Raw genomic sequence first — 18,820 nt, forward strand, 5'->3', positions numbered from 1 at the left:
ATCAATTGACTAATCAAGTGATAAAAGGAGGAAGCTTTATGTATACAATTCCAGGACACCACCACATTTCTATGGTAACAAAAAATGCGAAAACGAATAATGATTTTTATCGAGATGTTTTAGGACTACGACGAGTGAAAAAGACAGTCAATCAAGATAATCCTTTTATGTATCATTTGTTTTACGGGGATTTGACAGGTAGTGCAGGGACTGAACTATCATTTTTTGAAATGCCGAATGTTGGGAGAACAATTCATGGTACGAATGCGATAACACAAATAGGATTACTCGTACCTTCAATAGAGAGCCTTACATTTTGGCAGGAGCGTTTTAAATCACTTCAAGTGACACATGGAGAAATTACAACATATGCCAAGCGAGATGCACTGCATTTTGAAGATCCAGACGGTCTCCGCTTAGTACTGTTAAATAATAACGGCGAAGAAGTACCAGAATATTGGACTGCATGGAATGAATCTTCTGTAAAGCAAAATCATCGTATTTTAGGCATGGGTACAGTTGAAATGACTGTAAGGGACTTAAATAAATTATCAAAAACGTTAACAGATTTGTTTGGGTATAAAGAAGTATCTCTCTCTGAGGGTGAAGGGATATATCAATCTGTCCTAGGTCAGTCTTTCGGAGAAATTTTAGTGAAAGAGCAAGAGGGAGAAAATGAAAGACCTGGAAAGGGAAGTATTCATCATGTAGCAATTCGTGTGAAAAATGATGAAGAGCTAAACTATTGGAATGAAGCAGTGAAAGAAAAAGGTTTTGAAACGACGGGGATTATTGATCGTTTTTACTTTAAAAGTGTATATTTCCGTGAACCCAATGGGATTTTATTTGAAATTGCGACTGACGGACCAGGTTTTACTATAGATTCAGCAGTTGAAGAATTAGGAAAAGAACTTGATTTACCATCATTTTTAGAAGAGAGAAGACAAGAGATAGAAGAGAAGTTAACACCACTTGATTAAGGGAGAGAGCAACTATGGAAAAATACCGTATGGATACAAGTAAAGGAATTGAGTTTGGATTATATTCAATTGGGGATCATATTTTAAATCCACATAATGGAGAGAAAATTACTCCAGAGAAAAGAATTCATGAACTAATTGAAACAGCTAAGATAGCAGATGAAGCCGGGCTTGATGTGTTTGCTGTCGGTGAAAGCCATCAAACGCATTTTACAACGCAAGCACATACAGTTATTTTAGGAGCTATTGCGCAAGCAACGAAAAATATAAAAATTGCAAGTTCAGCAACGATATTAAGTACATCAGATCCAGTTCGAGTATATGAAGACTTTGCAACAATTGATTTAATTTCTAATGGGCGTGCTGAAATCGTAGCTGGTCGAGGTTCTCGTATTGGAGGATATAGTTTACTTGGTTATGATGTAAATGATTATGAAGAGCTATTTGAGGAGAAGATGGATCTTTTATTAAAGATTAATAAAGAGGAACATGTCACATGGAATGGGCAGTTCAGAGCACCACTTGAGCACGCTTCGATTATTCCAAGAGCTAAAAATAATAACTTACCAATTTGGCGTGCTGTAGGTGGTCCGCCAGCAAGTGCGATTAAAGCAGGACGCGCAGGTGTTCCAATGATGATAACAACACTTGGCGGACCAGCTATTAATTTTAAAGTTTCAGTAGATGCTTATCGTGAGGCGGCTGCGCAAAATGGATTTGATCCAGCGAGTTTACCGATTGCAACAACGAGTTTATTCTATACAGCAGAAAATTCACAAGATGCGCTTAGTGAATATTATCCTCATATTAATGCTGGAATGATTGCATTGCGTGGTGGTGGGTATCCGAAGCAACAATTTACAAATGCGTTAGATTACCGTGATGCGTTAATGATTGGTAGCCCGCAGCAAATCATTGAAAAAATGCTTTATCAATATGAATTGTTCGGACAGCAACGTTTTATGGCACAAATTGATTTCGGCGGTGTGCCATTTAATAAAATTGAGAAAAACATTGAATTAATTGCTACTGAAATTTTACCAGCTGTTAGAAAACATACAGCGAAATAATTTGAAAATACCGAGAATCCATTGGATTCTCGGTATTTTTTTATGTATTTATCTCGCTATTTGCGGGAAGTAAAACTCCCACCTCAAAATTAGGCTGAAGCAAAGAGGTTACATCGTCCATAAACGCTCGATTGGCGAGGGCTAATAATCAGTGGGGATGAACAAATCCCCCACTGATTAAAGTTTCACTTTATTTCGTTTGAAAAAATGACAAAGAAATGAACTTTTAGTTTAGAGAGAAGAGCCTTATTTTCTATTTTTGAATAGCAAAATGATAGGATTGAATTTTGGAAATGCATTTTTCTCTTGACAAAAATTTAGCGTTTTTTCTGGTTAGTTTCAAGGACATTTTTTGGAATAAAAGTCAAGTGTACAAAGAGGGAAGGGATACTTTTATTGATAAAAGAGTAAGTCTTACATTCGAAAAATGCATTTTAATAACGTGAAAAATATAATTCAAAAAAATACCAAAAGACATATTTCAGACAAAATGATGTCAATAATACGTCAAAAATCATCTGAATTTATTATGTAAGTATATTATACAATTCGATTAACGAATCAAAACACTACAGAAATAGTGAAAAGATAAAAAATAGCATTGAAATAGTTTGAAAAACTGAAATTTTGCATTTTTCGACAATACATACAAGATGTTTTTGTCTTTTCGCATTTCTTAATAATTGAGTTTTTTTAGATTGCTCAATTAATTTTAATTATAAAAACTATGAAGGAAGTGATTTTAGTATGGAAACGCTCGAATTGGCACGAATACAGTTCGCATCAACAACGATTTTCCATTACTTTTTTGTTCCGCTGTCAATTGGTTTAGCTTTTATTATTGCGATAATGCAAACGTTGTATGTGGTAAAAGGACAAGAAGTATATAAGAAGATGGCGAAGTTTTGGACGCAATTATTCCTTATTAACTTTGCAGTAGGTGTAGTAACAGGTATTTTACAAGAATTTCAGTTTGGTATGAACTGGTCCACATATTCACGTTTCGTAGGTGATGTATTTGGTCCATCACTTGCAATTGAAGGATTACTAGCATTTTTCATTGAGTCTACATTTTTAGGTTTATGGGTATTCGGTGAAGATAAACTACCGAAGCGAATTCACTTACTATGTATTTGGCTCCTTTCAATTGGAACAATGTTATCAGCGTTTTGGATTTTAACTGCAAGTGCATTTATGCAGTCACCTGTAGGGTATGAAATGGCAGCAGATGGTCGAGCGCAAATGAATGACTTTTTAGCGATTATTCAAAATCCACAATTATGGGTACAGTTCCCGCATACAATTACAGCAGCAATTGCAACAGGTGCATTCTTTATTGCGGGTGTAAGTGCATGGAAAATTACAAAAGGACAAGAAACTGTAGTATTTAAAAAATCGTTCCGAATTTCTATCATTGTTGGAACGATTACAACAGCGCTTGTATTGTTCTTCGGTCATGCACAAGCACAACAATTAATTAAGACACATCCAATGAAAATGGCTGCAGCTGAAGCGCTATGGAATACGAGTGAGGATCCAGCGCCATTTACAGCATTTGCGAAAATTGATACAGAGAAGAAAGAAAATTCATTTGAAATTCAAATCCCTTATATGCTAAGTCTATTGTCGTATGATAAGTTTAGCGGTCAAGTTGAAGGGATGAATCAAATTCAAAAACAATATGAAGAAAAATATGGACCTGGAGATTATATTCCTCCAGTGCATACGATGTTTTGGAGTTTTAGAGCAATGGTAATGAGTGGAACATTCATGTTACTTCTAGGAGCTTACGGATGGTTCTTATCAAGAAAAGATCGTTTAGCTGAAAAAACGTGGTATTTAAAAGTAATGGTGTATGCAATTTCTCTTCCGTTCATTGGTAATACAGTAGGGTGGATTATGACTGAAATGGGTCGTCAGCCTTGGGTAGTATTTGGTGTAATGAAAACAGAAGATGCTGTATCACCAAATGTAACATTCGGTGAAGTACTATTCTCACTTATTTCATTCACATCAATGTATTTAATTATGGGTGGAATTTGTGTGTACTTATTTGTTCGTACTATTAAGGGACATACGAATAAGAAAACGAAAAAGGATTATCAAAGCCATGATCCATTTGATAAGGAGGAAGAGTATGTTATCTCTTAATGAGTTGTGGTTTTTAGTTATTGCAATCTTATTTGTTGGATTCTTCGTACTGGAAGGTTTCGATTTTGGTGTAGGAATGGTTTCAAGGTTTTTAGGAAAGAATGATTTTGAAAAACGAGTTTACTTGAATACAATAGGACCGTTCTGGCACGCGAATGAAGTATGGCTTGTTTGTGCTGGTGGCGCTATGTTTGCGGCATTTCCGCACTGGTATGCAACTTTATTTAGTGGTTTTTATGTTCCCTTTGTATTTATGCTACTTGCTTTAATTTTAAGAGGTGTTTCCTTTAAATTCAGGGCGAAAATAGATAATCATAAATGGAAGAGTGCATGGGATTGGGGTATGTTTATTGGAAGTATGCTACCTCCTATCCTTTGGGGAGTTGCGATTGCAAACTTTATGGTAGGTGTACCTATCGATGAGAGTAAAAATGTTGTAGGTGGATTCTTACAATTACTTCATCCATTTGCGTTACTTGGTGGAGTAATGTTCCTTCTGCTATGTATTGTTCATGGACTACAATTCCTTACAATACGTACAACTGGTAAATTGAGAGAACGTGCACGAATTGCTGCAATAAAAATTGCACCATTTTCATTAATAACACTTCTTATTTTTGCTGGTATAGGGTTATGGAAAACCGATATTTTCACTGCCCATGGTACAGAATGGATTATGGTACCAATTGGAGCTTTTGTAGCACTATTAGCGTCCACTTTATTAAATAAAAGAAGAAGAGATGGTTGGGCTTTCTTTATGACGAGTTTAACAATCATTTTACTAAGTGCGAGTGTATTTATCGGTATGTTCCCACGTGTTATGATTAGCTCTTTAGGAGCAATGAATGATTTGACAATTTACAATGCAGCATCAGGAGCTTATGCATTAAAACTTATGACTTACTTTGCGATTGCTATTTTGCCTTTCGTTATTGGAAGCCAAATATGGAGTTATTATGTATTTAGACAACCTGTTAAGTCAGACAACGATTTGGAGTACTAATGAAAAGAAAAAGAGGACTTCCGTCTTATCCCGGTAGCCGTATGTTATATGTAGAGTTAACGATTATTAGTATTTTAGAAGCTTTTAGTATTATTGCGCAAACAGTGTTTTTAGCGAGAGCTATTACGTTTTTATTTAATGGAGAAACAGTGCAATCTGTGTTGAATGAAACTGTTTATTTTGGGGTCATGTTTGCAGCGCGCCACATGTTGGTTCGAATATCACAAATTTTAGTGGAACGTTTCGCTGAAAAAACAGGATCGTTGCTAAGAAAGCAATTAATAGAGGCATATTTCACGTTAGGCCCAAGATATGTTCAAACTGTCGGAACAGGTCATCTGGTTACCTTATCGATTGAAGGGATTGAAAAATTTAAAACATATATTGAATTGACAATCCCTAAAATGATTAGAAGTAGTATCGTTCCGGGATTAATTGTTCTATATGTTTTTACGCTGGATATTAAGTCTGGAATCATTTTAGTTGTAACGATTCCTATTGTAATCATATTTATGATTCTTTTAGGATTAGCAGCGCAGAAAATGGCTGATAGTCAATATGAAACATATCGTGTACTTTCTAATCATTTTGTAGATACGTTAAAAGGATTAGAAACATTAAAGTATTTAGGGAAAAGTAAACAGCACGAAGGAAAGATTGAAAAAGTAAGTAAAAGGTATAGAAAAGCAACGATGCGTACTTTGCGAGTTGCTTTTCTTTCTTCTTTTGCATTAGATTTCTTTACGAGTTTATCAATTGCATTTGTGGCGGTCGGATTAGGGATACGTTTAATAGACGGGACAATTATACTATTACCAGCCCTTACGATTTTAATTTTAGCTCCGGAATATTTTCTGCCGATTAAACAAGTTGGAGCGAATTATCATGCTACGTTAGATGGACAACTTGCAATGGAGCAAATAGAAGAGATTTTACAGCAACAAAAAGAAATAGGAAAAAAAGAATCAAATGTAGGTCTAATATGGAATTCCTCTAGTAACTTGAATTTACAAGATGTAAAAGTAAAGAGTGATGAATCTGAAAAAGCTATATTAGAGGGAATTGATTTTACTTGGAAAGGCACCGGCGCTATAGGTGTAATTGGTGAAAGTGGAGCAGGAAAATCAACGTTAATCGACGTATTAGCGGGATTTTTAACTCCTTCGGGTGGCAAGATGATTGTAAATGGTGTGGAAATTGACGGGGCTACTCGTGAAGAGTGGCAAAAGAATATTGCTTATATTCCGCAGCAACCTTATATTTTCCCGCTTTCATTAAAAGATAACATTTGTTTTTATGAAACAAATACAACTGATGAAGAAGTGGAAAGAGTTATTAATGAAGTTGGTCTTCGTTCACTCGTTACATCCCTTCCGAACGGGATGTACGAAAGAATCGGAGAAGGTGGACGTATGCTTAGTGGCGGGCAAGAACAACGTGTCGCTATGGCGCGTGCACTTTTAAGTAAAAAACCAATCATTTTATTAGATGAACCTACGGCGCATCTTGATAATGAAACTGAATTTGAAATAAAGCAATCGATGTTACGTCTGTTTGAAGGTAAGTTAGTATTTCTTGCAACACATCGTCTGCATTGGATGAAACAAATGGATCATATTTTTATTTTAAATAAAGGGAAAATTAAAGAAAGTGGAACGTATGAAGAACTGTTAAAGAAAGAGACATTACATTTTCATAGGGAAGAGAGGAGAGAGAAATGAGTAACTGGGTTAAACCTTATATACAGCAAAATAAAGGTAGAATGACTTTAACTATTTTCCTTGGGCTTCTTGGAGTTAGTTCAGGTGCGATGTTACTTTTTATTTCAGGTTATTTAATCTCTAAATCTGCTCTTAGACCAGAAAATGTAATGGCTGTATATGTTCCGATTGTTGCAACACGTGCGTTTAGTATAGGGCAAGCTGTTTTCCATTATATAGAGCGTTTAGTGGGACATGATGTCGTACTACGCATATTAGAACGAATGAGAACGAAACTATACAGAATAGTAGAACCACAGGCGTTATTTTTCCGTTCGCGATTTCAAACGGGTGATGTGTTAGGCGTACTATCCGAAGATATAGAGCATTTGCAAAACCTATATTTACGTACAATATTCCCTAGTATATTAGCACTAGTTGTATATATCATTTTCGTACTTGTTATCGGTACATTTGACTTCGTATTTGCACTGATTGCTGGTTGTATGTTAGCTATTATCGTTTTTCTTCTTCCATTCGTATCATTACTATTGATGAGGCGACATCATGTTACTTTAAAGCAGGGAAGAAGCCGTTTGTATCAACAACTAACAGATGCAGTCTTTGGATTATCGGATTGGCAGGCAAGTGGTCGAAAAGATGAATTTATTAATGAGTATGTAGAGCAAAATGATCGATTGTTAAAAACAGAGAAGAGATTGAAACGCTGGTATCATATTCGAGACAGTCTCATTCATTTAGTAGTAGGTATTGTAGTTATTTCAATGATTATATGGACTGGGAATGAAGCGGCAAGTGAACAGATTGCACCTACAGTTATCGCGGCCTTCGTATTAATGACTTTATCTGTAACGAATGCGCTTATTCCGATTTCAGATGCCGTCGATCGAATCCCATCTTATGTAGAATCTGCTCATCGTCTGAATCGTGTAGAAAGTGATAGTGTTTTACATGATGAAATGGATTTGCATGAAGATAAGGATTACGGTGCACCAAAACATGTAGATATTGAACTGAATCATGTATCGTATAGTTATCCAGACAGTAACGAGACTGTATTAAAAGATATATCGTTACAAATAAAAGCAGGAAAAAAAATTGCCATTTTAGGTAGAAGTGGGACAGGGAAATCTACTTTACTAAAATTGTTAACAGGGGCGTTAAGTCCGGTACATGGACAAGTTTTATTGAATGGTGAACAAGCGCATACGAATCTTTTATCCAAATATATTTCCGTATTAAATCAAAAACCGCATTTGTTCGATACGACAATTGGAAACAATGTGCGAATCGGTAAACCAGAGGCTAATGATGAAGAGATATGGAACGCTTTAGAGAAAGCACAATTAGCTTTGCATATCGCTTCTCTTCCAGATGGATTACAAACAAAAATGCATGAAATGGGGAAGAGATTTTCTGGTGGAGAAAGACAAAGGGTTGCTTTTGCTAGAACGCTTATGCAAGAAGCGCCGATTATTGTACTTGATGAACCTACTATCGGGTTAGATCCAAAGACAGAGTTATCTTTAATAGAAACAATGTTTTCTGCAACGGAAGAAAATACAGTCATTTGGATTACGCATCATCTTGTAGGAATTGAACATGTAGATGAAGTTATATTCCTTGATCATGGTCAAATTGTAATGCAAGGAAGTCATGAGCAATTACTTAAAGAAAATGAGAGATATCGTATGCTTTATGAGCTAGATAAAGGAATATAATTTGATTAAGTACTTATCGTAAAAATAGCTGCACCTTATGGTGTAGCTGTTTTTTGTTAAGAAATATATATTCATTTCAACGTATAGATTTATTTGGCTCAATACTGTTTTAGGATGGTAATCATTATGAATGGAAAGCTGTAAATCAAATGTCTGTATTATTGAATGTGTATATATAGGAGTGAAAAGTAGGATATTTTGTTACGAGCTTGCATAAAAGTATAAAGGTTCCATACGGTTTTAGTCATGTGATTTTGTGTCGCGTATATAAATAATATGCGAAAAGGTGGAGGAATAAGATGAGAGGTCCTTTTGAAAAAAGTAAAGAGGCGATAGATCGAATGCCATTGGTGAGTGTATTAATTCCTACTTATAATCGTCCTCACTACTTTGAAAAAGCATTATGTAGTGTGTTAGAACAAACATATCCTAACATAGAAATTATTATTGGAGATGATAGTACGAATGACGAAACAGAAAAGGTATTACAAAAATATTTGTGTAAGTATTCAAATATTAATTATATAAAAAATAGCTCAACTCTAGGGCAATTTGAAAATGCACTTATGTTATGTAATGAGGCGAACGGCGAGTATATTAACTTTTTAATGGATGATGATATATTTCATGTTAATAAAATTGAAAAAATGATGAAATATTATGTCAATGATTTAAATCATGAAATTAAGCTCGTAACATCCCATCGTCAAGTAATTGATGATGAAGAGAACGAATTAAGACATATTTATTCAACAGTACGTCTATTTGAAAATGACACAATAGTAGATGGGGTGGAATTAGCAAATAGGGTAATTGTAAATCAAAAGAATTATATAGGAGAACCTACAACGGTATTATTTCGTAAAAATGATTTGAAAGAACCGTATGGTATGTTTGATAAAAGGAGGTATCTATGCAACGTAGATATCGCCTCATGGTTATCCTTATTAAGTAAAGGAAAAGCAGTATATATAGCGGAGACACTTAGTTACTTCCGATTACATCCAGGTCAACAGTTAAATGAATCTAATAAACTTATGGATGGATTAGAAGATTTTTCACATAGTATTATAGTTGGAGAAAAATATGGTTTTTTAGCTAATGAAACAGAGTTAGACAAAGCAATAACTAATTTTCTAGACTATGCAAGAAGAATAGTTCCATCATCACTATTATATACATTAGATTTTTATCAACAAATTAAGCTAAAGAAAATTAATATAGAAAAGAAAAAACAATATATGAATTATAACTCTCATTTACCGAAAGTTAGCATACTTATTCCTGCCTACAATAAACCTCATTATTTGGAATTAGCTCTCAAAAGTGCTTTGAATCAAACATATGAAAATATTGAAATAATAATTTCTGACGACAGTACGAACGTTGAAGTTCACGCGATGATCCAACCATATTTACGTGAATATGAATGCATTACATATGTTAAAAGTGAAACCCCATTAGAAGCTGAGAACTTTAATAAATGTATAGAACTTGCAACTGGAGAGTATATAAACTTTTTATTAGATGATGACTTGTTTCATCCTGAAAAGATTAAAAGAATGATGAATTGTTTTTTTAGAATAGAAAACATTTCGTTTGTGACATCATATCGGGAACTAATTGATGAGAATGGAGAGGTTTTACCACCATCAACATTGAATATGAAAATTGCCAAAGAAACTACACTTTTTGAAGGGAAAGAATTAGGGAATTATATGTTAAAAAACTTGAAAAATGTAGTTGGTGAACCTACAACAGTTCTGTTTAATCGGAAGTTTTTTGGAGGGGAGTTTGGTTGTTTTAAGGGGAAAGCTTATTCTGCTATTCATGACATTGCAACATGGCTCGATATGATGAAGAAAGGTAGAGTCGTTTATATACAGGAACCTCTTAGTTATTTTAGACAGTATAGTGGACGAAAGCAAAAGCAGTTTATATTCATGACAATTGAGGAATGGATTGAATTAATAATAGATGCATATAATAGTGGATTTTTAAATGATGAGCAAGATTATAAAGAGTGCTTGACTTATTGTTTGGAAAATGCGGTGTTCATAATGAAAGATGCAGTAAGAGGTGGGCAATTAAATGAAATTGATAATGGAAAGATAGAGAAGGCACTAAATAAGGTAGTTACTCGTATATTTGAGAAAGAAGTATGTTATTGTCAATATTGCAATCAACAATTTGCAAAATTTTCCCCTTGGCCAGCACATTACGATTTTCCAAAATATAAATTCGAGATGTGGAATAAAGATACGGGGATTTGTCCGGTATGTGATTCGATGGATCGTGAACGGTTATATCGTGTTTATATTGAAATGGAAACTGATTTATTAAGTGGAAATGATACTGTACTTCATATTGCACCGGAAGCAAAGGTAAGAGGATGGTTTAGTCAGTATAAAAACATTACATATGTATGTGGAGATATTGAACCGAAGGATCCGTTAATGAAAGAAATAGATGTTACAAGAATTGTATATGAAAATAACACATTTGATGTGATTTTATGTAACCATGTATTAGAACGCGTTTTCGATGATGAAAAAGCGATGCGAGAGTTATATAGAATATTAAAGCCAAATGGATGGGGAATTATTCAAGTGCCAATCGTAATGAATGTAGATTCTATTATAGAGAATGAATTAATTGTAACACCGAAATTAAGAAAATTAGCTTTTGGTCATGAAGATCATGTAAGAATTTATAATCAATCAGGATTTATTCAACGATTAATGAATGCAGGATTTAAGGTGGAACTGTATAACGTAGCTGAAAAACAAGGAATGAAAAGCGCTAAGAAATTTGGGTTATCTGAAACAGATATGCTCTATATTGTCCGAAAATGATAGGCAAGAGATGTGTATTGAGGGGGAGTGATATCCCCCATCTACAGGGGGAAAGGACCTTTAAAACAACGTTTTGAAGAAGCGTTCATTCTTTAAAAAAAGAATGAATGCTTCTTATTTTAATTATAGAGCAGCGTGTATCGTATTTTTAGGTTTTAAATTTAGTTGACCAAGGCAATACTGAGCCATAGTGAATGTAAAGTTGGAGGGCGAGTGTATATGTTTGATGAGGATGGGATTGTTTTAATTATGGAACCAGCTGATGAAAGAAACTTGAGGAGATTTATTTTTACAGTGCCAAAGTCAGTTTATGAAAAGAAGGGGCTGTCATTACACTATGGAACAGCTATAGGACAAGGATATATGGATATAATTGAAGATATTATTAGCGTACATATAGAAATTGATGTTGTAACAATAATAGGGCATGTAAGTGGGTAAATTGCTATTTGAAAAAAGGTTATAAGCAATTAAGCTAGAAGTTATGAAGGGAAGCTTACAGACAATTATAAAGACGAAGGGAGTCTAAAATGAAAATAAAATCAATTTTATTAGTATTGATAGTTTCAATTGGTTTAATAGGTTGTTCGATAGTAGAGGAAGGAAAGAACTCATTAGATTATGCTCAAAAGGCAACAGACTATGTGAATGAAATAAGCGCATTTGCAAATGAAGCTCCGGCGTTAGCGGAAAAGGCTGTTAATGATAAAGAAGCCCGAAAAGAATTGGAAGCGAAGCTAAATGAAATTAAACAAGATATACCAGCTTTTAATGAATTAACACCACCAGATGTTGCGAAGGATCTTCACCAACAAATCGTCGGATATAATGAAAAGTTAAATACATTAATTGATACGTCTATGAAGAAGGTAGAGGAAGGGAAAATTGATGTAGAGCAATTTAAAAACTCTGAGCTTATGCAGACGATGGATCAAGTGCGAGATTTGAAAGATAAGATACAAAATTTAGGTCAATAATGAAAAGCTCCGTTTTTCATAAACGGAGCTTTTCATTGTTTTCTAACGGTAAGTTCATTATATTTTCTTCCTATAATATAAGTGTGCTTAGACCGTCCATTTTTCTAAAATATGTATCGTTTTATTGGTCGCATCCAGCTTAATTGGAATACCTATGGGCATAGTGATCATTGGATGCGTATGACAACAATCAAAGTCAGCTAGAAAAGGGATTCTTTGATTTTGTAGTACTTCTAATAGTATTTCGTAAGGTTTTCGATTCGTACCGCAATCATCAAATTGCTCATGTTTTCCAAGAATGATACCAGAAACTTTATCAAATACTCCGTTAAGTTTAAGTAAGGAAAAGCTTCTTTCAATAGTAGCTGCATCTTTTGAGCTATCTTCAATAAATAGAATATCACCTTCTTGAATAGATGGCATATAAGGACTGCCCCAAATTCCTTGTATTGTATTTAAGTTCCCGCCAATCATACGCCCAGTAGCTTGTCCATTCGTTATAGAAATCCAATTATTTGGTCTAAGTTCTTTTTCTTTCACTTTTTCTTCCCAATTAATAAATTCATCTGACCAAAATAACGGTTGCTTTATATTGTAAGGAAGAGGTTGATCGTTTAGTAATGTTTCTGAAAAATATTTGTATGTGTCATCTACAAAAGGCTCAAATTCTCCAAAAGAAGGAACGAGTGCAGGACCGTAAAATGTAGGAGTTCCTGTTTTTGCATAAATTCCTAGTAATAAAGCTGTTACGTCTGAATAGCCAATCATTATTTTAGGGTTATTATGAAAAGCATCATAATCGATATAAGGTAATAATGAATTGGAATTCATCCCACCAATTGTTGACATGATACAAGAAATATTTGGATTTCTTATCAAATCATTTAGTTCATCAGCACGCTCTTGTATGCTGCCAGAACGATAATAATCATATTGATTTGTAAGTGAACCTTCCAATATATGAAACCCTTTCTGTTTTAAGTAAGATTTTGCTCGTTCAAACCTTTTTGGGGAAGTGTAGGTTGCTGGTGAAGAGGGCGAATAAATCCCAATAGTATCACCGTATTTTAATGGTTTTGGAAGTATCATTTGTATGAATCCTTTCTATTAAATAGTTTGTTTATGGATTTATCATTGAATATTCTTATATTTCAGTATTCATAGTGTAACATAAATAGATTGAAATAATAATTGTTGTATATGAATAAATATACTTTTTACCTTGACGATATGCAGGAATTGTTGTTATGGTTGACTGTGAGTGTATAAAAGGTTTGCTAAAGGAGTTTTGAAATGAATCGGTTGAAATGGGGAAGAGTAACAATCCTATTAGTCATTATTTTAGGGATATGTTGGTTCTTATTCCAAGGAACTCAAAAGAGTACAACAAATGTAGAGGGACCACCTTTACAAGTGGCAGAGCTACCTAAAACTGGGTTAACTGAAAAAGTAGTTCCGTCAAAGTACATCCCACCAAAAGTTGATGCAAAAGCAGCTATGATTATCGATGCGAGTAATGGAGATGTTATTTATCAACATAACGAAAATGAAGCTTTTGCGCCAGCTAGTATGTCTAAGATGATGACAGCGTACCTTTTATTAGAGAGTGTACATAATGGGAAAGTTCGCTGGGAAGATCCGGTGAAAATGAGTGAGAAAGCAGCGCAAACAGAGGGTGCGAGAATCCCAGTCCAAGTGAATGACACATTGACTGTGAAAGACTTGTACCATGCATTAATGATTGAATCAGCAAATAATTCGGCGGTGGCGTTAGCAGAACATATGGCAAAGACGGAGAAAGATTTCGTTCAACTTATGAATGCAAAAGCGAAACAGTTAGAAATGTCGGAACATGCTAAATTCGCAAATGCATCAGGGCTACAAGAGCCTGATGGAAGTGAGACTAAGATGACAGCTGCCGATGTAGCAAAACTGGCGTATCATCTTATAAAAGATTATCCGGAGATATTAGAAGTGACTCACTTACGTCAAAGTCAGTTAGCATTTAATAATATTAATGTTATCAGTACAAATGACATGCTAAACAAAAATAATAAAAGTTTATATATAGAAGGAATAGACGGATTAAAAACAGGATTTACAGATAGTGCAGGGTACTGTTTTACAGGTACTGCAAAACAAGGAGATACTCGAATTATTACAGTAGTCATGGGGACTTCAAGTAAAACAAAACGTTTTACAGAGACGAATAAGTTAATGTCATATACATTTGGATTAGTTAATTAAGTAAAATGCTAAGTTAGAACATTACATGAGGAAGGCAGTTTATTGTTACTTATTTTTAGTAACGATAAACTGCTTTTTTATTTAAAACACGGGAAGTAAAAAGGTAAAAAATGTGAGAGTTATTATTTGAGTTTATCAATGTTTGTTGATAGTATAAAGTTATAAACTTATTAATAATAAGTTTGAAGGGGCGTTGTATGATGTATACATATGAAATAGCCTCAATTGAAAATTGGAGGGAATTATGATGGCAAAAGATTTTTACTCAGCAATTGAAGACAGAAGATCTATTTATGCAATTAGTAAAGAGCAAGTAGTTTCTGATGAGAAAATTCAAGAAGTGATTTATCATGCTGTAAAACATACACCTTCAGCTTTTAATTCTCAAAGTGCTCGTGTTGTTGTTTTATTAGGAGAACAACATGATAAATTATGGGATCTTACGAAAGAAATGTTACGGAAAATTGTACCTGAAAATAACTTTGCACCTACAGAAGAAAAAATGAATGCATTTAAAAGTGGTTATGGAACAGTTTTATACTTTGAAGACAGTGAAGTAGTGGAAGGGCTTCAAGAAAAATTTGCACTATATAAAGAGAACTTTCCAACTTGGTCACAGCAATCCTCAGGGATGTTACAATTTGCAATTTGGACAGCTTTAGAAATTGAAGGATTTGGTGCTACATTGCAACATTATAATCCGTTAATTGATGAAGAAGTAAGAAAAGAATGGGATGTTCCAGAAAACTGGAAACTAACTGCGCAAATGCCATTTGGTAAACCAGTAGTACTTGCTGGCGAAAAAGAGTTCCAACCATTAGAAAATCGTGTGAAAATTTATAAATAAGGTAGAAATAATAAAAGGTGAACAGGGATACGACCTGTTCACCTTTTATTATCCCGCATTAACGGCGCGCAAACGCCCGATTGATGAAGGATAATAATTAGTGGGAGATGCAAAAAATCCTTACTACTTATAAAGTTTCACTTTATAAGTAGTAAGGATTTTTTTGTTGGCTATTTTTCATCTGATTTTTCAATTCTTTTTTACGTGTTTCAATAGTTGATATTTTTTGTAATGTTATAAATGAAACGAACTGAATAGAGGCGTAGTATAGTTCTATATTTTTGTTTATGTGATCGTCTATTATGTTTTTCACAAATGCACCTCCTTGTTCATTATTAGTAAGAATACAATTTGGAATGGTGGAAGTCGGCAGTCCTTAAATTCCCATTGTACATCTCTTTGTTGATAAGAGTTTCATATTATATGGCTATATAAATAATAACGGAAATATTTCGAAAATTCCATAGTTAGTAAAAAATAGTCAATGGAGTGTGTAATTTCTTTAACATAGAATGAGGTTTTGAGAACCAAATCTTACAATTCGTCAAATTATTTAAAAAACATAAATCGTATAGGGAATTAGTTTTCTGAAAATATTATACTATTGATTAATTAAGTAATTTTTGCCATGATAAGAGTACGCTTCATGTAATTCATTTTATCAAGAAAACACATAGTTTGTTTTGTATTCGTTAATAAATTTTTTTATTGGATAGAAAATAAGTATTCTATATTGAGATAATGAATGGAATGTCGAATTTTCATGCAATACATAAGAAATTTGAAGAAAATCGTTGCAAAATTACTATGTTTAATGATAAAGTTCACATGAAGTTCACACGGAATTCACTTCATGCATTTAAAATGAACTACGTGTGAAAAATAAAACTCTTGTTAAAAAATGGAACTTGATGAATATTTTACTTTGATAATATTGTAAAGTATTAAGTTTATATGTTTTTTTAAGAGGATAGTAGGGAAAGGAAGTAAAGACAACTTATGAAAAAAGTAATTGCAGGTTTAGCAGCAGCTTCAGTAGCAGGTGTTGCAGTTCCAGGTATGGATTCTGCTCATGCACAAGTTTCGAACGAAGCGCTAAAAGAAATTAATGGACAAACTCAAACACAAACTCAAACGACTGTAACTGAAACAAAAAAAGTAGAAACAACTTCTGAATTAAAATACACAGTAACTGCTGATGTATTAAATGTTCGTTCAGGTGCTGGTACAGGACATAACGTTATTTCTAAAGTAAAACAAGGTCAAGTACTACAAGTAATTGGACAAGAAAACGGTTGGTTCAAAGTAAGTGTAAACGGCCAAACAGGTTATGTAAGTGGTGACTTCGTAACAACTGGTGGTAACAAAGGAACAACTGTTCAACAAGGAACAGGTACTTACACAGTAAACGTTTCTTCACTTAACGTACGTACAGGCCCAAGTACTTCTCATACAGTATTAGGTTCTGTAAATAAAGGGAAAACAGTACAAGTTGTAGGTGAAGTACAAGATTGGTTTAAAATCAACTTCAACGGTGGAACTGGATACGTAAGCAAAGACTTCGTAACAAAAGGTGGTTCTGCTGTATCTAACGAAACACAAAAACCAACTACAAACAACAACAACAATACTACTACAGTTCAAACTGGTGGTTCTTATGTTGTTAACACTGGTGCTTTAAAAGTACGTACAGGCCCAGCTACATACAATGCTGTAATTGGTGGGGTAACAAATGGTAAAGTATTAAACGTTACTGGCGCAGAAAATGGTTGGTACAAGATTAACCATAATGGCCGCACAGGTTACGTAAGTGCAGACTATGTTAAGTTTGTAAAAGGTGGAGTGACTGGTGGTAACCAAGGTTCTAACCAAGGTTCTAACCAAGGTTCTAACCAAGGTTCTAACCAAGTACAAAAACCAACAGCACCTACAGGTGGAGATACGTCTTCAATCGCTGGATTCGCTAGATCTTTAAATGGTTCACCATACAGAACTGCTGGTACAACACCTGCTGGTTTTGACTGCAGTGGATTCATTCACTACGTATTAAATCAAACTGGTCATAAAGGCGCTCGTCAAACAGTTGCTGGATACTGGAGCTCTAAAACAAAAACTAGTAATCCACAACCAGGTGATTTAGTATACTTCCAAAATACTTATAAATCAGGTCCTTCTCACATGGGTGTTTACTTAGGAAACGGTCAGTTCATTAGTGCAGAAACTGATGCAACTGGTGTACGTATTAGTTCTGTAAGCAACTCTTACTGGAGCAAGCACATTTTAGGTTACACAAAAGCATACTAAGAAAAAGTATTTTATACTTTTCGTATAGAGAAAAGGCTTTCCAAGGAAACTTGGGAAGCCTTTTTATAGTTGAATAAATTGGAAGTTTAGTAGTTTTTATTTTAACTTTCCATTTAAAAATCGATCATATAAGTCATGAAAATAGTTAGGACGAAATAAGTTTGCAGCATGTCCTGCTAAAGGTATTTCCTTATATAGAACGTTTGGCAAAATAGATTTTAAATCAAATAGGCAAGATTTATAGAGATGATCTTGTTCACCCATTACCCATAATATAGGGTGGGGAAGTGATTTTAATTTAGATTTTAAATCGAATTCTAACCGGTGTCGTAATGATTGGGCAATTATGGATGAATGTAATTGTAATCCGAAACGGTAGTAAATATTTCTTGAAATGACTGCGAACGGATTCGCTTTTAATATGCCGCTTGGAAAAATAGTATTTGCGTATTGAGAGAGCCATTTAGAGTATTCGTCTCCTCGCTTCTCCCAAAATTTTTGAAATACGTTATATAAAAGGGATGGATTATTATAATGTCCACCAATATGACAAATGCTTAATACCTTTTCCGGGTGCATTTGTGCAAAAATAGTGGAGATATAACAGCCATAGCTTAAAGCGCAAATATGAGCCTCTGTAATACCTTCTTTTTCATATAATTTCAATAATTGATCTACGAGGCGCTGTAATGAAAATTCAATAGCTTCTCCTTTATCGTCGCCGTGACCTAATAAGTCATAAGTTATAATGTTGTAGGAGGCAGAAAATCGTTTATGCTCTTTTTTGAAGGCGCGACGATTGCCAACTAAGCCGTGAATAAAAATGATTGTTTCCTTTTCAGAATGTATATTTGTTTGCAAAAAGGATACTCCTTTCAATAACTGGAGATTTATATAGTATTTTAAATTAGTTATCTATAATTCACATACAATAATATTAAGTA

The 18,820-nt window shown here is 34.1% G+C and carries 15 protein-coding genes; 12 read left to right on the forward strand and 3 right to left on the reverse strand.

What is annotated here, in order from left to right; genetic code table 11:
• Nucleotides 1-38: 38 nt before the first annotated feature.
• The 9 genes from JDS98_RS06195 (at nucleotide 39) to JDS98_RS06235 (ending at nucleotide 12,478) form a co-directional block, all read left to right on the forward strand.
• Nucleotides 39-980: a ring-cleaving dioxygenase gene (locus JDS98_RS06195; RefSeq protein ID WP_098000830.1), complete on the forward strand. Its 942-nt coding sequence runs from the start codon at nucleotides 39-41 to the stop codon at nucleotides 978-980.
• A gap of 14 nt (nucleotides 981-994) precedes the next feature.
• Complete coding sequence (locus JDS98_RS06200; protein ID WP_097953325.1) at nucleotides 995-2,050, forward strand: LLM class flavin-dependent oxidoreductase; 1,056 nt, start codon at nucleotides 995-997, stop codon at nucleotides 2,048-2,050.
• A gap of 747 nt (nucleotides 2,051-2,797) precedes the next feature.
• Complete coding sequence (gene cydA, locus JDS98_RS06205; protein ID WP_016108204.1) at nucleotides 2,798-4,201, forward strand: cytochrome ubiquinol oxidase subunit I; 1,404 nt, start codon at nucleotides 2,798-2,800, stop codon at nucleotides 4,199-4,201.
• On the forward strand, nucleotides 4,188-5,204 hold the full coding sequence (gene cydB, locus JDS98_RS06210) for a cytochrome d ubiquinol oxidase subunit II (protein ID WP_000950090.1): 1,017 nt from the start codon (nucleotides 4,188-4,190) through the stop codon (nucleotides 5,202-5,204). The genes cydA and cydB overlap by 14 nt, the downstream gene beginning before the upstream one ends.
• Nucleotides 5,204-6,925 carry a thiol reductant ABC exporter subunit CydD gene (cydD, locus tag JDS98_RS06215; protein ID WP_199633641.1) on the forward strand — a complete coding sequence of 574 codons (1,722 nt, stop codon included), beginning with the start codon at nucleotides 5,204-5,206 and terminating at the stop codon, nucleotides 6,923-6,925. Before cydB ends, cydD begins: the two co-directional genes overlap by 1 nt.
• Nucleotides 6,922-8,646: a thiol reductant ABC exporter subunit CydC gene (gene cydC, locus JDS98_RS06220; RefSeq protein WP_199633642.1), complete on the forward strand. Its 1,725-nt coding sequence runs from the start codon at nucleotides 6,922-6,924 to the stop codon at nucleotides 8,644-8,646. The genes cydD and cydC overlap by 4 nt, the downstream gene beginning before the upstream one ends.
• 299 nt (nucleotides 8,647-8,945) lie before the next feature.
• A complete protein-coding gene (locus JDS98_RS06225; RefSeq protein ID WP_199631554.1) occupies nucleotides 8,946-11,501 on the forward strand; it encodes a glycosyltransferase in 2,556 nt (851 codons plus the stop codon).
• Nucleotides 11,502-11,720: 219 nt separating this feature from the next.
• On the forward strand, nucleotides 11,721-11,942 hold the full coding sequence (locus tag JDS98_RS06230) for a hypothetical protein (protein WP_000459109.1): 222 nt from the start codon (nucleotides 11,721-11,723) through the stop codon (nucleotides 11,940-11,942).
• An 89-nt stretch (nucleotides 11,943-12,031) separates the two neighbouring features.
• Nucleotides 12,032-12,478, forward strand: a complete 447-nt coding sequence (locus JDS98_RS06235; RefSeq protein ID WP_000695210.1) for a DUF6376 family protein — start codon at nucleotides 12,032-12,034, stop codon at nucleotides 12,476-12,478.
• A gap of 87 nt (nucleotides 12,479-12,565) precedes the next feature.
• Here the strand turns inward: JDS98_RS06235 and JDS98_RS06240 are convergent, their stop codons facing one another.
• Nucleotides 12,566-13,567, reverse strand: a complete 1,002-nt coding sequence (locus JDS98_RS06240) for a S66 family peptidase (RefSeq protein ID WP_199631552.1) — start codon at nucleotides 13,565-13,567, stop codon at nucleotides 12,566-12,568.
• Between the two features lie 204 nt (nucleotides 13,568-13,771).
• Between JDS98_RS06240 and JDS98_RS06245 the strand changes: the two genes are divergently transcribed.
• Together JDS98_RS06245 and JDS98_RS06250 are read left to right on the forward strand one after the other, a co-directional pair.
• Nucleotides 13,772-14,725 (forward strand): D-alanyl-D-alanine carboxypeptidase family protein, encoded by a 954-nt coding sequence (locus JDS98_RS06245; RefSeq protein ID WP_001080885.1) that lies wholly within the window; start codon nucleotides 13,772-13,774, stop codon nucleotides 14,723-14,725.
• Nucleotides 14,726-14,969: 244 nt separating this feature from the next.
• The gene (locus JDS98_RS06250; protein WP_199633643.1) at nucleotides 14,970-15,572 is read left to right on the forward strand and encodes a nitroreductase family protein; all 603 of its coding nucleotides are present in this window, start codon (nucleotides 14,970-14,972) and stop codon (nucleotides 15,570-15,572) included.
• A gap of 142 nt (nucleotides 15,573-15,714) precedes the next feature.
• On the opposite strand, the gene JDS98_RS06255 is transcribed toward JDS98_RS06250, so the two are convergent.
• Nucleotides 15,715-15,885 (reverse strand): hypothetical protein, encoded by a 171-nt coding sequence (locus JDS98_RS06255; protein ID WP_000789338.1) that lies wholly within the window; start codon nucleotides 15,883-15,885, stop codon nucleotides 15,715-15,717.
• A 686-nt stretch (nucleotides 15,886-16,571) separates the two neighbouring features.
• Here JDS98_RS06255 and entFM point away from each other — a divergent pair.
• The gene (gene entFM / locus JDS98_RS06260; RefSeq protein WP_199633644.1) at nucleotides 16,572-17,876 is read left to right on the forward strand and encodes an enterotoxin EntFM; all 1,305 of its coding nucleotides are present in this window, start codon (nucleotides 16,572-16,574) and stop codon (nucleotides 17,874-17,876) included.
• 96 nt (nucleotides 17,877-17,972) lie between these two features.
• Here the strand turns inward: entFM and JDS98_RS06265 are convergent, their stop codons facing one another.
• On the reverse strand, nucleotides 17,973-18,737 hold the full coding sequence (locus tag JDS98_RS06265) for an alpha/beta fold hydrolase (protein WP_001194291.1): 765 nt from the start codon (nucleotides 18,735-18,737) through the stop codon (nucleotides 17,973-17,975).
• Between the last annotated feature and the right edge of the window lie 83 nt (nucleotides 18,738-18,820).

The organism is Bacillus cereus group sp. N11, from assembly GCF_016483605.1.
In the GTDB taxonomy this organism is placed as follows: domain Bacteria; phylum Bacillota; class Bacilli; order Bacillales; family Bacillaceae_G; genus Bacillus_A; species Bacillus_A toyonensis.

Coding starts and splice junctions, on each gene's coding strand:
- cydB (WP_000950090.1), top strand. CDS start 4,188: ATGTTATCTCTTAATGAGTTGTGGTTTTTAGTTATTGCAATCTTATTT.
- JDS98_RS06250 (WP_199633643.1), top strand. CDS start 14,970: ATGATGGCAAAAGATTTTTACTCAGCAATTGAAGACAGAAGATCTATT.
- JDS98_RS06245 (WP_001080885.1), top strand. CDS start 13,772: ATGAATCGGTTGAAATGGGGAAGAGTAACAATCCTATTAGTCATTATT.
- entFM (WP_199633644.1), top strand. CDS start 16,572: ATGAAAAAAGTAATTGCAGGTTTAGCAGCAGCTTCAGTAGCAGGTGTT.
- cydD (WP_199633641.1), top strand. CDS start 5,204: ATGAAAAGAAAAAGAGGACTTCCGTCTTATCCCGGTAGCCGTATGTTA.
- JDS98_RS06195 (WP_098000830.1), top strand. CDS start 39: ATGTATACAATTCCAGGACACCACCACATTTCTATGGTAACAAAAAAT.
- JDS98_RS06230 (WP_000459109.1), top strand. CDS start 11,721: ATGTTTGATGAGGATGGGATTGTTTTAATTATGGAACCAGCTGATGAA.
- cydA (WP_016108204.1), top strand. CDS start 2,798: ATGGAAACGCTCGAATTGGCACGAATACAGTTCGCATCAACAACGATT.
- cydC (WP_199633642.1), top strand. CDS start 6,922: ATGAGTAACTGGGTTAAACCTTATATACAGCAAAATAAAGGTAGAATG.
- JDS98_RS06235 (WP_000695210.1), top strand. CDS start 12,032: ATGAAAATAAAATCAATTTTATTAGTATTGATAGTTTCAATTGGTTTA.
- JDS98_RS06200 (WP_097953325.1), top strand. CDS start 995: ATGGAAAAATACCGTATGGATACAAGTAAAGGAATTGAGTTTGGATTA.
- JDS98_RS06225 (WP_199631554.1), top strand. CDS start 8,946: ATGAGAGGTCCTTTTGAAAAAAGTAAAGAGGCGATAGATCGAATGCCA.
- JDS98_RS06240 (WP_199631552.1), bottom strand. CDS start 13,567: ATGATACTTCCAAAACCATTAAAATACGGTGATACTATTGGGATTTAT.